This window comes from Krasilnikovia sp. MM14-A1259, assembly GCF_047159535.1.
Classification (GTDB): Bacteria; Actinomycetota; Actinomycetes; order Mycobacteriales; family Micromonosporaceae; genus Actinoplanes.
Genome location: NZ_BAAGAJ010000002.1, coordinates 7,163,457 through 7,176,439, shown reverse-complemented (window position 1 = coordinate 7,176,439; position 12,983 = coordinate 7,163,457). Strand labels below are relative to the sequence as shown.

Below are 12,983 nucleotides of genomic sequence, written 5' to 3'. Positions count from 1 at the left end.
CGCGTACGATCCGGGACGTGAGCTTCCGCGCCCCCCTGCGCCCCCTCGCCCTGGCGAGCCTGGTGGCCAACATCGCGCTGGTCGTCACCGGCGCCGCGGTCCGCCTGACCGGCTCCGGCCTGGGCTGCCCCACGTGGCCCAAGTGCACCGACGCGTCGTACACCACGACCGCCGCCATGGGTGTGCACGGCGCCATCGAATACGGCAACCGGATGCTCAGCGTCGCCCTGGGCGTCATCGCGCTCGCGTGCTTCGTGGCCGCGCTGTGGCAGCGGCCCCGGCGGCGTTCCCTGGTGCTGCTCTCGCTCGGGGTGCTGCTCGGCATCCCCGCCCAGGGCGTGATCGGCGGCATCACCGTGCTCACCCACCTCAACCCGTGGGTCGTCGGGCTGCACTTCCTGCTGTCCATGGCGCTGATCGCCCTCGCGTACGCGTTGTGGCGCCGCACCGCCGAGGGCGACGGCCCCGCCCGCCCGCTGGTGGCCGCGCCGCTGCGCGTGCTGGCCGGGCTGACCGCGGCGGTGAGCGCCGCGGTGATCGTGCTGGGCGTGGTCGTGACCGGCAGCGGCCCGCACGCGGGCGACGAGCACGCCCGGCGCAACGGGCTGAACCCGGAAATGATCTCCCAGGCGCACGCCGACCTGGTGTTCCTGCTGCTCGGGTTATCGGTGGCGCTGTGGTTCGCGCTGCGCGCCGTGGGCGCGCCGCCGACTGCCGTGCGGGCCGCGGCGGGGCTCGTGGCGATCGAGCTGGCGCAGGGGCTGATCGGCTTCGTGCAGTACGTCACGCACCTGCCGGTGCTGCTCGTGGGGGCGCACATGCTGGGCGCCTGCCTGGTCTGGGTCGGCACCCTGGCCGTGCTGTGGAGCCTGCGCGAGCGTCCCGGGGTCCCGGCCGCCCCGGAACCGGCCGCTCCCCCCATCACCGCCGAGACCGCAGACCCGGTGCCCGCGGCGCACTGAGCCCGCGGAGTACTGGGCCCGCGGCGCACTGGGCCGCAGCGCACTGGGCCCGCGGCGCACTGGGCCGCGGCGCACTGGGCCCGCGGCGCACTGGGCCCGCGGCGCACTGGGCCGCGGCGCACTGGGCCCGCGGCGCACTGGGCCCGCGGCGCGCTCGCCGCATGGACCTGGCGTGACCCGGAGCCGGAACAGGCCCCAGGACCACCCGGCACGACCCGCGGCCGGGCCGGCGGTCACGAGCGCGGCAGGCGGTCCAGGATCGCGTCGGCGAGCCGGTCGGCGGCGCCGTCGTCATACAGCAGGAACAGCGACGGCTCGGTGAGTTCCAGCTCCACCAGCAGCGGTCGGCCGTCGGGGCCCGGGATGAGATCCACCCGGGCGTACAGCAGCCGGTCGGCGCCGCCGGGGATGGCCGCCAGGGCGAGCGCGGCGACGGCCAGCTCGGCCTCGCCCGCCTCGCGCGAGCTGATCTCCTGGCGGTACGCGCTGGGGTCGCTGCCGGCGTCCGGGCCGTGCAGCAGGGCGTCCTTGCGCACGGCGTGGCTGTACCGCAGCGCGCCGGTCTTGTCCGGGGTGCACAGCACCGCGGTCTCGCCGACCGTGTCGACCGCGGCGAGGTACGGCTGGACCATCGCGGTACGCCCGGCTGCGCCGAGCCGAGCCACGTGGGCCTGCGCGAGCTCGCTCTGCTCGGGCAGCCGGTAGCGGCCGGAGTCGCGGCTGCCGATGCTGATGGCCGGCTTGACCACCCATTCCCCCGCGGCGGGGGCGGTCCACGCCTCGCCGGGCTCCACGAACCGGGTCGGGGTGACCGGCACGCCGGCCTCGGCGAGGTCCCGCAGGTAGTGCTTGTCCGTGTTCCACGCGACGATGTCGGCCGGGTTGGCCAGCCGGGGCACGCTCCCGGCCCAGGCGACGAACGCGTCGCGGCGGGGCGGGTAGTCCCAGGTCGAACGCAGCACCGCCAGGTCGTAGGCGGCCCAGTCGGCGGCGGGGTCGTCCCAGCACACCGCGTCGACCGCGACCCCGCGGGCGCGCAGCGCCGCACGCAGGGGGTGATCGTCGGCGTACAGGTCGGGGAAGTGGTCCGAGGTGACGAGAGCGACCCGGGATCGCTCCCGGGTCGCGGGGCCGGACGGGTCCGAGGTCACCGGTGTGCCGCACGCATCGGGATCAGCGGGCCATGCTCCGGCGCGACATCGACCGCCACAGGTCGCCGCTGGGGCGCATCTGCTCCATCAGCTCACGCTCCCACTCGTTCTGCACCTCGACTCCTGCGGTCTCGCAGGCCTCGCGGGCCACGTCGGTGCCGTCGGCGAACTGGTCGGTCCAGGCGCCGTCCTCGCCCACCAGGACGATGCGGGCGCCACGCTTGCCGACGTACTCGATGACCGCCTTGGCGCCGCCGTGTCCCACGGCGAACGACTTGATGCCGGCGGTCAGTGTCGTATCGGAACCTTCTGCCATGAGGGGCAGCCTAAGCAGACTGTGGCCCGGCGCACGCACCCCTCGGCGCTTTTTGTGATGCCAATTACCTGCCCCTATGGACGTTCACCGCATTGGTATGCACGGATTTGGTCCGAATTGCACCTTCACCAGGGTTCGTCCGAACGAGCGTTGCTCCGTCACCCGGCCGCGGGTCACCCACCGCCCGGCAGAGGGACCCGGACTCAGCGCAGGGCGTCGATCGCGACCGCGATGAACAGGATCGTCAGGTACGTGACGGACCAGTGGAACAGGCGCATCGGCTTGAGCGGCTCGCCGCGGTGACTCCGCCGCACGAGCAGGATCGCCTCGCCGAGCAGCAGCGCGCCCGTGACGATCGCGGTGACGCCGTAGACGATGCCCAGGCCCAGTGGCCAGGCGGCCAGCGACGCGGCGACCGTCAGGACCGTCCAGAGCAGGATCTCGCCGTTGACCCGGCGCGCGGAACGGACCACCGGGAGCATCGGGATGCCGGCCCGGGCATAGTCGTCCTTGTACGTGATCGCCAGCGCGTAGAAATGCGGCATCTGCCAAAAGAAAACAACGGCAAATAGCGCCCAGCCGCCCGGAGCCAGCGACCCGGTGACCGCCGCCCACCCGATCAGCACCGGCGCCGCCCCGCACACCCCGCCCCAGAACGTGTTCTGCGGGGTACGGCGCTTGAGCCACAGCGTGTAGACCAGGTCGTAGTAGACGATCGCGGCCGCGGTCAGCGCGGTCGCCAGCCAGTTCGTGAACACGGCCATCAGCACCAGCGACACCGCCGCCAGCACGAGCCCGAACACCAGTGCCGCGCGCGGCGTAACCGTGTGCGCGGGCAGCGGACGCCGCTTGGTGCGCCGCATCAACTGGTCGATGTCGCGGTCGATGTAGCAGTTCAGCGCGCTCGCCGCGCCCGCGGCCAGCGACCCGCCGATCAGCACCACGGCGACCAGACCGAAGTCGGGCCACCCGTCCGCGGCCAGCATCATCGCCGGGACCGTGGTGACCAGCAGCAGCTCGACGATGCGCGGCTTGGTGAGCGCCACGTACGCCCGCAGCACCGCCCGGACGTCGCGGCGCACCCCCGAACGGTCGGCCGGGAACGGTGCCGTCTCGCGCACGCCGGACGGCCGTCCCTGGGGACGCTCGGTGATCATGCTCACGGACAGCCACCTTCCGGCATCGGCGCGGATTTGCGCGCCCCTTGCCGGCGGGGCCGACGGCACGCTCGGACAGACTACGCGCAGCCTGTACGGCCGACCGGAGGACCCGGCCCGCGTGCACGGCGTCACACGCCGCGACCTTCCGGCCGGGCGATCCGCCTGTCCGCTCTCAGCGTATGGGCCTGCCAGGTTCGCACGGCGGGTGTTCACGGGTAATGGATAGGGTCGAGTTCGTAGGGTCCCCCCGAGACGCCCGAGGAGCAGAACCGACGTGGCTGGCACAGATGCTTTGAACTGGTCCGACCTCGACCGGCGGGCCGTGGACACCGTCCGCGTGCTCGCGATGGACGCCGTCGAGAAGGCCGGTAACGGTCACCCCGGCACCGCCATGAGCCTCGCCCCCGCGGCATACCTGTTGTTCCACCGCGTCATGCGGCACGACCCGAGCGACCCCGCCTGGCCGGGGCGGGACCGGTTCGTGCTGTCGTGCGGGCACTCCAGCCTCACCCTCTACATCCAGCTCTACCTCTCCGGCTACGGATTGTCACTGGACGACCTGGCCTCGCTGCGGCAGTGGGGTTCGCTGACGCCGGGTCACCCCGAGCACGGGCACACCCCCGGTGTGGAGACCACCACCGGCCCGCTCGGCCAGGGCATCGGCAACGCGGTCGGCATGGCGATGGCGGCCCGCCGCGAGCGCGGCCTGTTCGACCCGACCGCCGAGCCCGGCGGGTCCCCGTTCGACCATCACATCTGGGCGATCGCCTCGGACGGCGACATCGAGGAGGGCATCAGCCACGAGGCCAGCGCCCTGGCCGGCGTCCAGCAGCTCGGCAACCTCACGCTGATCTGGGACGACAACGAGATCTCCATCGAGGATGACACCCGCATCGCCAAGAGCGAGGACGTCGCCGCGCGGTACGCGGCGTACGGGTGGCACGTGCAGACCGTGGACTGGCGCCGCGGCGACCCGGCCGACGGCGAGTACCACGAGGACGTCGAGGCGCTGTACGCGGCGCTGCAGGCCACCAAGGCCGAGACGGACCGGCCGTCGTTCATCGCCCTGCGCACGATCATCGGCTGGCCCGCGCCGAACAAGCAGAACACCGGCAAGATCCACGGCTCCGCGCTGGGCGCCGACGAGGTCGCCGCGACCAAGGAGCTGCTCGGCTTCGACCCGCAGGCCGCGTTCGCGGTCGACGAGCAGGTGATCGCGCACGCCCGCGAGGTCGTCACCCGGGGCCGCGCCGCCCACGCGCAGTGGCAGGGCGGTTTCGACAGCTGGGCCACGGCGAACCCGGACGCCCGCGCACTGTACGACCGGGTGGCCGCCCGCACCCTGCCCGACGGCTGGGCCGGCGCGCTGCCGGAGTTCGGCGCCGACGCCAAGGGCCTGGCCACCCGCGCCGCCTCCGGCAAGGTGCTCGACGCGCTCGCCGGAGTGCTGCCGGAGCTGTGGGGCGGCTCGGCCGACCTGGCCGAGAGCAACAACACGACGATGAAGGGCGAGCCGTCGTTCATCCCGGCCGAGCACGCCACCAAGGCGTTCCCCGGCCACGAGTACGGCCGTACGCTGCACTTCGGCATCCGCGAGCACGCCATGGGCGCGATCCTCAACGGCATCGCGCTGCACGGCGGCACCCGCCCGTACGGCGGCACGTTCCTGGTGTTCAGCGACTACATGCGCCCGTCGGTGCGGCTGGCCGCGCTGATGAAGCTGCCGGTGACGTTCGTGTGGACGCACGACTCGATCGGGCTGGGCGAGGACGGCCCCACCCACCAGCCGGTCGAGCACCTGACCGCGCTGCGGGCCATCCCCGGCCTCGACGTGGTGCGCCCGGCGGACGCGAACGAGACCGCCTGGGCGTGGCGCGGCGCGCTGGAGCACACCGACCGCCCGACCGCGCTGGCGTTGAGCCGTCAGGCGCTGCCGACGATCGACCGCGAGCGGTACGCGTCCGCCGAGGGCGTCCTCAAGGGCGGCTACGTCCTGTCCGAGGCCACCGGCGGGCAGCCGCAGGTGATCCTCATCGCCACCGGCTCGGAGGTGCAGTACTGCCTGACCGCCCAGGAGCGGCTGGAGGCCGACGGCACCCCGACCCGGGTCGTGTCGATGCCGTGTCAGGAGTGGTTCGCCGCGCAGGACGCCGCGTACCAGCAGCAGGTGCTGCCGCACGGGGTGAAGGCGCGGGTCACCGTGGAGGCCGGCATCGCGATGAGCTGGCAGCGTTTCCTCGGCGACTGCGGCGAGGCGGTCAGCATCGAGCACTACGGCGCCAGCGCACCGGCGGGGGTGCTGTTCGAGCAGTTCGGGTTCACCGCGGACAACGTGGTGGCCAAGGCCCACGCCGCCCTCGCGAAGGTCGGCGAGATCACCGGTACGACCACCGGGAACTGATCTTCACAGGCGGTTTCGCCGTACTACAGGCTCGGGAACTGAGCTGTCGGGACGGCTTCGCCGCACCGCAAAGCCGAAGAATTGAGGAGTATCGCGATGACCGACAGGCTGGCCGAGCTCTCCGCCGCAGGTGTGGCGGTCTGGCTCGACGATCTTTCGCGGGTGCGGCTGACGACCGGCTCGCTGGACAAGATGCGCCGTGAGCAGCATGTGGTCGGCGTGACCACGAACCCCACCATCTTCGCCAAGGCTCTCGCGGACGCCGACGCGTACGACGAGCAGCTGCGTGACCTCGGCACCCAGGGGGTCACGGTGGAGGAGGCGGTGCGCCTGCTCACCGGCTACGACGTGCGCTGGGCGTGCGACGTGATGCGGCCCGCGTACGACGCGTCGGGCGGGGTCGACGGCCGGGTGTCCATCGAGGTGGACCCGCGGCTGGCGTACGAGACCGCGAAGACCGCCGCCGAGGCGCGCACGCTGTGGTGGCTGGTGGACCGGCCGAACCTGTTCATCAAGATCCCGGCGACCGAGGCGGGCCTGCCGGCGATCACGGCGACCCTGGCCGCGGGGATCAGCGTCAACGTCACGCTGATCTTCTCGCTGGAGCGGTACCGGGCGGTCATGGACGCGTTCCTGTCCGGTCTGGAGCAGGCGAAGGCGAACGGCCACGACCTCACCAAGATCGGTTCGGTGGCGTCGTTCTTCGTCTCCCGGGTGGACACCGAGATCGACAAGCGACTGGACAAGATCGGCACGGACGAGGCGAAGGCGATGCGGGGCAAGGCCGCGATCGCCAACGCGCAGCTGGCGTACGAGGCGTACACCGAGGTGTTCGCGACCGCACGCTGGCAGACGCTGGCCGACGCGGGCGCACACCCGCAGCGTCCGCTGTGGGCGTCCACCTCGACGAAGAACCCGGACTTCCCGGACACGATCTACGTCGAGGAGCTCATCGCACCCGGGACGGTCAACACCATGCCCGAGTCGGTGATCTTCGCGTTCGAGGATCACGGGACGACCCGCGGCGACACCGTCACCGGCTCGTACGATGCGGCCCGCAAGGTCCTCTCCGACCTGGCCGCGCTCGGCGTCGACTACGACGACGTGGTGCGGGTACTCGAGGAGGAGGGCGTCGAGAAGTTCGAGGCCAGCTGGGTCGAGCTGCTCGACGGCGTCGGCAAGTCGCTGAAGGCGGCCGCCGGGGGTGCCGCGCACCCCAGCGACGCCGCGAAGAGCGCCTGAGGTTTCCCGTCCGCCCGGCCGGTCATCCCGGCCGGGCGGTCCAACCCCGGCCCGCCACCGTACGGGGGCACCAGAAGCTGGCAGGATGGCACACGTGGGTAATCCGCTGCGCGCACCGCAGGACCGCCGCCTCCCCCGGATCCCGGAGCCGTGCGCTCTGGTGATCTTCGGGGTGACCGGCGACCTGTCCCGTAAGAAACTGATCCCGGCGGTCTACGACCTCGCCAACCGCGGCCTGCTGCCGCCCGGATTCGTGGTCCTGGGCTTCGCCCGCCGCGACTGGGGCGACGGCGACTTCGAGTCCCTGGCCTACCAGGCGGCCAAGAACGGCGCCCGCACCCCGTGGCGCGAGGACGTCTGGCAACGGCTGGCCAGCCAGTTCCAGTTCGTGCCGGGCTCCTTCGACGACGACGCCGCGTTCGACAGCCTGGCGAGCACTCTGGACGACCTGCGCGAGCGCAACGGCATCGCGGGCAACGCCGCGTTCTACTTCTCCATCCCGCCCGCCGCGTTCCCGATGGTGCTCAACCAGCTCAACCGCACCGGCATGGCCGACAACGCCAAGTCCGGCGGGTGGCGCCGGGTCGTGGTGGAGAAGCCGTTCGGCAACGACCTGAAGACCGCGATGGCGCTCAACCAGCTCGTCGACGAGGTGTTCACCCCGCAGGACGTCTTCCGCATCGACCACTACCTGGGCAAGGAGACGGTCCAGAACATTCTGGCCCTGCGCTTCGCGAACAGCCTGTTCGAGCCGGTGTGGAATTCCAAGTACGTCGACAGTGTCCAGATCACCATGGCCGAGGACGTGGGCATCGGCACCCGCGCGGCGTTCTACGACTCCGCCGGGGCGGCCCGCGACGTGCTGCAGAACCATCTGCTGCAGTTGCTCGCCCTCGTGGGCATGGAGGAGCCGACCAGCTTCGACCCCAACGAGATCCGCGCCGAGAAGCTGAAAGTGCTCAAGGCGATCAGCCTGCCCCCCGACATCACCCAGGGTTCGGTGCGCGGCCAGTACCTGCCCGGCTGGGTGGCCGGTGAGCGCGCGGTGGGTTACCTGGAGGAGAAGGGCGTGCCCGCCGACTCCACCACCGAGACGTACGTTTCCGTGCGCCTGGGCATCCAGAACCGCCGCTGGGCAGGGGTGCCGTTCTTCGTGCGCGTCGGCAAGCGGATGCCGCGCCGGGTGACCGAGATCGCGATCCTGTTCAAGAAGGCGCCGCACCTGCCGTTCAACCCGGCCGACGTGGAGATGCTCGGCAACAACCAGCTCGTCATCCGCGTCCAGCCGGACGAGGGGGTGGTGCTGAAGTTCGGCTCGAAGGTGCCGGGCACCACGATGGAGGTTCGCGACATCGCGATGGACTTCCAGTACGGCGAGGCGTTCACCGAGTCCAGCCCCGAGGCGTACGAGCGGCTCGTGCTCGACGTGCTGGTCGGCGACCGGACACTGTTCCCGGACGCGGCCGAGGTGGAGCAGAGCTGGCGGGTCATCGACCCACTGGAGGCGGCGTGGACCGGCACCACCCCGGAGCCGTACCGCTCCGGCGAGTGGGGTCCCCGGGCGTCCGACGAGATGCTGGCCCGCGAGGGCCGTGCCTGGAGGCGAGCATGATCGGGTTGTGGGACACCACCGGCAACGAGGTGGTCAAGGCGCTCGCCGCCGAGCGGCGTTCGGCGGGCGGGGTGGCCAGCGGCCTCGCCCTGACCCTGGTGGCGGTCGTCGAGGAGAAGATGGTCCGCGAGGCCGAGGCCGCCGCCACGATCGCCGCCGCGGCTCACCCGTGCCGGCTGCTCATCGTGGTCCGCTCGGATCTGGAGGGCCGCAGCCGCCTGGACGCGGAGATCGTCGTGGGTGGCCGGCTCGGGCCCGCCGAGGCGGTCGTCATGCGTATGTACGGCCGCCTCGCCCTGCACGCCGAGTCGGTCGTCATGCCGCTGCTGGCCCCGGACGTGCCCGTGGTGACGTGGTGGCACGGCGAGCCGCCGGAGATGATCGCGAACGACTTCCTCGGTGTGGTCGCCGACCGCCGGATCACCGACTCCAAGCAGGCCCCCGACCCGGTGGCCGCGCTGGTGCAGCGGGCCCGCGACTACGCGCCCGGCGACACCGACCTCACATGGACCCGGATCACGCTGTGGCGCACGCTGGTCGCCGGCGCGTTCGACACCACCGAGGAGGAGGTCGTCGGCGCGAAGATCATGGCGCCGCGGACCGACCCGACGGCGGCGCTGATGTCCGGCTGGCTCAAGTCGCGGCTGCACATCGACCCGGTGTGGGAGCACACGGACACCGCGCCCCGGATGCACTCGGTGGAGCTGCAGTGCGCCAACGGCGACTGTGTGCGGGTGACCCGGGAGGAAGGGACGGCGCTGTTCAGCCGTACCGGCCAGGAGGACCGGTACATGCCGCTGCCGAAGCGGCCGGTAGGTGACGAACTGGCCGAGGAGCTGCGCCGGCTCGACGCGGACCAGATCTACGCGGACGCGCTGGGTGCGATGGCTGGTGTCACCGACCTGGAGCACCGGCCCGCCATGCGCGTGCACGTGTGGAAGGATCCGGCGCTCGCACAGCGCGCGGGAGCCGTGGAGGGCGCACTGGCGGGCCCCGGCGGCACGTCCGCCTGAGGCGATGACAAGGGAGAACATGAGCGAGACGGTGGTGGTCGTCGTCCCCGACGCCGACATTCTGGCGTCGGCCGTGGCGGCACGGCTGGTCGTGAAGATCATTGACGCGCAGGCCGAACGTGGCTGGGCCAGCATCGTGCTGACCGGCGGCCGGGTCGCCGCCAAGGTGCTGCGCGCGGTGCGGGACCTGCCGGCCGCCGATGCGATCGAGTGGACGCACGTCGACCTGTGGTGGGGCGACGAGCGGTTCCTGCGCGCGGGCGACCCGGACCGCAACGAGACGCAGGCCCGTGAGGCCCTGCTGGACGCGTTGCCGCTGGATCCGGCCCGGGTGCACGCGATGCCCGCCGCGGACGGCCCGGACGGCGACGACGCGGCCGCGGCCGCCGCCCGGTACGCCCGGGCACTGGCCGCCGCCGCCAAGCCGGGCAGCTCCGAACTGCCGCACTTCGACGTGCTCATGCTGGGCGTCGGCGAGGACGGCCACGTGGCGTCGATCTTCCCGGAGCATCCGGTTTACCACGCGACCGGGACGGCCGCGCCGGTGCACAACAGCCCCAAGCCGCCCCCGACGCGGATCACGCTGACCCTGCCGACGATCCAGAGCGCGGAAGAGGTGTGGCTGGTCGCGGCCGGCCCCGACAAGGCCGCCGCGGTCGGCATGGCGATCAGCGGGGCGGGGCCCAAGCAGTTGCCGGCTGCCGGGGCGACCGGCACGGACCGTACGCTGTGGCTGCTGGACCGGGCCGCCGCCGCGAACGTGCCGTCGAAGCTGCGCAGCCTGCGCTGAGCGTGCCGCCCGCCTCGACCGGCGCGCTGAGCGACGTCTTCTGGCTCGGCGGCGGCAGCGGGGCGGGCAAGTCCACGGTCGCGCGGCGCCTGGCGGACCGGCACGGCCTGCGGCTGTACGCGACCGACGACGTCATGGCCGAGCACGCCCGCCGCAGCCCGGCTGAGGTGAGCCCGGCGCTGGCCGAGTTCGCGGCCATGGACATGGACGAGCGGTGGGTGCGGCGCAGCCCGGAAACGATGCTGGAGACGTTCCACTGGTTCCGGGGCGAGGGTTTCGACCTGATCGTCGAGGATCTGCTGCGGCTGCCGCAGGGGCCGGCCGTGCTGGTCGAGGGGTTCCGGCTGCTGCCGGAGCTGGTGCGGCCGTGGGCCGGCCCGGGGCGGGCGCTGTGGTTGCTGCCGACGCCGGCGTTCCGGCGGGCGGCGTTCGACAGCCGCGGCTCGACGTGGCAGATCGCGGGCCGCACCAGCGATCCGCCGCGGGCGCTGGACAACCTGCTGGCACGCGACCGGATGTTCACCGACGGCCTGCGCGAGCAGACGCGGCGCATGGGGCTGCCGGTCGTCGAGGTCGACGGCACGCTGTCCGAGGACGATCTCGCCGACCGGGTGGCCCGGGCGTTCGGGCTTTGAGCCCCGGCCCTTTGCTGCCGCGATCAGCCGGCGGCGAGCAGTTGCGGCACCTTGTCGAACAGCTGCGTGGTGTAGGTCACCATCTCGTGCAGCATCCAGTTGCCGCAGATCAGCAGCGCCACCCCAACCCCGGCCGCCTTGGGCACGAAGGACAGGGTCGCCTCCTGGATCTGCGTCACGGACTGGAACAGCGAGATCGCAAAGCCGATCAGCAGCGCGGTCAGCAGGATCGGCGCGGCCATCTTGGTGGCGATCGTCAGTGCCTGCATGGCCAGCTCTACGATCATCGTGTCGGTCATGCCATCCCGTTCGGGCGCGGACCGGCGGCGCCGAGCGCAGAACGGGCGCGCGCGGGTTGCCGTTGGGTTCGCCCGCCCGGATCCCTCAAGCCACCGGTCAGGCGTCCGCGGGTCGTCCCCGCGACGAGATCTGCTGCACGGCCCACTGGTTGCCGTCCGGGTCGCTGAAGAACACGAACCCCACGTTGTCGAGGGGATCCGGCATCGGCCGCGGGTTCTCCCCCAGCACCTGCACGTCGCTGACTTCGACGCCGCGCTCGCGCAGCTCGGCGTGCGCCCGTTTGATGTCGGCGACCACGAGCTGCAGCCCCTTCAGCGAGCCCGGTGGCATGTCCGGCACCACGCCGGGGCCGATGACGATGGAACAGCCCGACCCGGGTGGGGTCAACTGCACCATCCGGCCCTTGTCACCGAAGCGCGTGTCGTGGTCGACGACGAAGCCCAGCCGGTCCGCGTAGAACTCTTTCGCCCGGTCCACGTCCGTAACCGGCACGATGACGACTTCCAGGGTCCAGTCCACCCGGTCATGATGCCACCGGCGCCGCGCGCGGGCGGCGAGGACACGCGGCGGCCCGCGTGGTGCCCGGCGCCGCGCAGCGGCTACGACGGCCTGCAGGCCGCGCAGGTCACTCTCCGCGGCGCTGGCGCACCTTCGCGAGGGCCTCGGCGAGGATCGCCTCGCCGTCGGCGTCGGAGCGGCGCTCCTTCACGTACGCGAGGTGCGACTTGTACGGCTCGACGCGGCTGCGCCCCGGCGGGTTCTGCCGGTCCAGTCCGGCGGGCTGACCGCACCGCGGGCAGTCCCAGGTCTCGGGCGAGGGCGCCTCGGCGGCAAAGAGCACATCGACCCGGTGGTCGCTGGCACACCAGTACGTCACCTCCCGCCGGGGGGCGGGCTCGCTGCGCTCGTCGGGGCGCATCGGGCTGGAGCCGACACGGCTGCCGCGGATCGCACTGCCACTGGACACGGATGTCACTCCTGTCTCGAGGGGCGCAATGTCATCGCCGTGAGAACGGCGGGAGATCCCCGTAAAGGGACCCTGAGGAAAGAACCGCGCGGCCCGGACGGAACCGGACCGCGCGGCAGAGTCTACGTCTCCCGGGGCAACGGGAGAAGTATCGAGCCGTGTCGTCAGCCGCCGGACTGGCTGACCCGCAGCCACAGGCCGAGGCCCACGATGCACGCGAACCAGACGATGCCCACGAGCACGGTGTATCGGTCGAGGTTCTTCTCCGCCACGCTGGAGCCGGCCAGGCTGGAGGTGACGCCGCCACCGAACATGCTCGACATGCCGCCGCCCTTGCCGCGGTGCAGCAGGATCAGCATGGTCAGCAGGATGCTGGTGATGATCAGCAACACGATCAACGTGTACGTGAACGCGATCGGCATGGTCGGTTCGTC

At 72.1% G+C, this 12,983-nt stretch carries 14 protein-coding genes; 7 read left to right on the top strand and 7 right to left on the bottom strand.

Going from position 1 to position 12,983, the window contains the following annotated elements; translation table 11 throughout:
• The first annotated feature begins 17 nt into the window (after nucleotides 1–17).
• A complete protein-coding gene (locus ACMCNK_RS32650; RefSeq protein WP_412740172.1) occupies nucleotides 18–962 on the top strand; it encodes a COX15/CtaA family protein in 945 nt (314 codons plus the stop codon).
• Nucleotides 963–1,195: 233 nt separating this feature from the next.
• Here ACMCNK_RS32650 and ACMCNK_RS32645 read toward each other — a convergent pair whose 3' ends face one another.
• The 3 genes from ACMCNK_RS32645 to ACMCNK_RS32635 form a co-directional block, all read right to left on the bottom strand.
• Nucleotides 1,196–2,113 carry an ATP-grasp domain-containing protein gene (locus tag ACMCNK_RS32645; protein WP_412740171.1) on the bottom strand — a complete coding sequence of 306 codons (918 nt, stop codon included), beginning with the start codon at nucleotides 2,111–2,113 and terminating at the stop codon, nucleotides 1,196–1,198.
• Between the two features lie 22 nt (nucleotides 2,114–2,135).
• The gene (locus ACMCNK_RS32640) at nucleotides 2,136–2,429 is read right to left on the bottom strand and encodes a hypothetical protein (RefSeq protein WP_412740170.1); all 294 of its coding nucleotides are present in this window, start codon (nucleotides 2,427–2,429) and stop codon (nucleotides 2,136–2,138) included.
• A 203-nt stretch (nucleotides 2,430–2,632) separates the two neighbouring features.
• Nucleotides 2,633–3,592, bottom strand: coding sequence for a heme o synthase (locus ACMCNK_RS32635; RefSeq protein ID WP_412740169.1), 960 nt, complete (start codon nucleotides 3,590–3,592; stop codon nucleotides 2,633–2,635).
• Nucleotides 3,593–3,935: 343 nt separating this feature from the next.
• On the opposite strand from ACMCNK_RS32635, the gene tkt reads away from it, so the two are divergent.
• The 6 genes from tkt to ACMCNK_RS32605 all read left to right on the top strand — a co-directional run bounded on the left by tkt (nucleotide 3,936) and on the right by ACMCNK_RS32605 (nucleotide 11,282).
• Nucleotides 3,936–5,990 (top strand): transketolase, encoded by a 2,055-nt coding sequence (gene tkt / locus ACMCNK_RS32630; RefSeq protein WP_412741061.1) that lies wholly within the window; start codon nucleotides 3,936–3,938, stop codon nucleotides 5,988–5,990.
• Between the two features lie 96 nt (nucleotides 5,991–6,086).
• Nucleotides 6,087–7,232: a transaldolase gene (gene tal, locus ACMCNK_RS32625; RefSeq protein ID WP_412740168.1), complete on the top strand. Its 1,146-nt coding sequence runs from the start codon at nucleotides 6,087–6,089 to the stop codon at nucleotides 7,230–7,232.
• Nucleotides 7,233–7,326: 94 nt separating this feature from the next.
• Complete coding sequence (zwf, locus tag ACMCNK_RS32620) at nucleotides 7,327–8,844, top strand: glucose-6-phosphate dehydrogenase (protein ID WP_412740167.1); 1,518 nt, start codon at nucleotides 7,327–7,329, stop codon at nucleotides 8,842–8,844.
• Nucleotides 8,841–9,857, top strand: coding sequence for a glucose-6-phosphate dehydrogenase assembly protein OpcA (locus ACMCNK_RS32615; protein ID WP_412740166.1), 1,017 nt, complete (start codon nucleotides 8,841–8,843; stop codon nucleotides 9,855–9,857). The genes zwf and ACMCNK_RS32615 overlap by 4 nt, the downstream gene beginning before the upstream one ends.
• A gap of 19 nt (nucleotides 9,858–9,876) precedes the next feature.
• Nucleotides 9,877–10,647, top strand: coding sequence for a 6-phosphogluconolactonase (gene pgl, locus ACMCNK_RS32610; protein ID WP_412740165.1), 771 nt, complete (start codon nucleotides 9,877–9,879; stop codon nucleotides 10,645–10,647).
• Nucleotides 10,587–11,282, top strand: a complete 696-nt coding sequence (locus ACMCNK_RS32605; RefSeq protein ID WP_412740164.1) for a hypothetical protein — start codon at nucleotides 10,587–10,589, stop codon at nucleotides 11,280–11,282. The genes pgl and ACMCNK_RS32605 overlap by 61 nt, the downstream gene beginning before the upstream one ends.
• Nucleotides 11,283–11,305: 23 nt before the next feature.
• Here ACMCNK_RS32605 and ACMCNK_RS32600 read toward each other — a convergent pair whose 3' ends face one another.
• From ACMCNK_RS32600 to secG, 4 genes are all read right to left on the bottom strand, one after another.
• Nucleotides 11,306–11,581, bottom strand: a complete 276-nt coding sequence (locus ACMCNK_RS32600; protein ID WP_412740163.1) for a flagellar biosynthetic protein FliQ — start codon at nucleotides 11,579–11,581, stop codon at nucleotides 11,306–11,308.
• Nucleotides 11,582–11,678: 97 nt separating this feature from the next.
• Nucleotides 11,679–12,101, bottom strand: a complete 423-nt coding sequence (locus ACMCNK_RS32595) for a glyoxalase superfamily protein (RefSeq protein ID WP_412740162.1) — start codon at nucleotides 12,099–12,101, stop codon at nucleotides 11,679–11,681.
• 106 nt (nucleotides 12,102–12,207) lie between these two features.
• A complete protein-coding gene (locus ACMCNK_RS32590) occupies nucleotides 12,208–12,549 on the bottom strand; it encodes an RNA polymerase-binding protein RbpA (protein ID WP_412740161.1) in 342 nt (113 codons plus the stop codon).
• Nucleotides 12,550–12,713: 164 nt separating this feature from the next.
• Nucleotides 12,714–12,971 carry a preprotein translocase subunit SecG gene (secG, locus tag ACMCNK_RS32585; RefSeq protein ID WP_412740160.1) on the bottom strand — a complete coding sequence of 86 codons (258 nt, stop codon included), beginning with the start codon at nucleotides 12,969–12,971 and terminating at the stop codon, nucleotides 12,714–12,716.
• Nucleotides 12,972–12,983: the final 12 nt, after the last annotated feature.

What these genes read in the sequence shown, in the direction of transcription:
- tkt (WP_412741061.1), top strand. Translation starts at nt 3,936, where the DNA reads ATGGACGCCGTCGAGAAGGCCGGTAACGGTCACCCCGGCACCGCCATG.
- ACMCNK_RS32615 (WP_412740166.1), top strand. Translation starts at nt 8,841, where the DNA reads ATGATCGGGTTGTGGGACACCACCGGCAACGAGGTGGTCAAGGCGCTC.
- pgl (WP_412740165.1), top strand. Translation starts at nt 9,877, where the DNA reads ATGAGCGAGACGGTGGTGGTCGTCGTCCCCGACGCCGACATTCTGGCG.
- secG (WP_412740160.1), bottom strand. Translation starts at nt 12,971, where the DNA reads ATGCCGATCGCGTTCACGTACACGTTGATCGTGTTGCTGATCATCACC.
- tal (WP_412740168.1), top strand. Translation starts at nt 6,087, where the DNA reads ATGACCGACAGGCTGGCCGAGCTCTCCGCCGCAGGTGTGGCGGTCTGG.
- ACMCNK_RS32600 (WP_412740163.1), bottom strand. Translation starts at nt 11,581, where the DNA reads ATGACCGACACGATGATCGTAGAGCTGGCCATGCAGGCACTGACGATC.
- ACMCNK_RS32640 (WP_412740170.1), bottom strand. Translation starts at nt 2,429, where the DNA reads ATGGCAGAAGGTTCCGATACGACACTGACCGCCGGCATCAAGTCGTTC.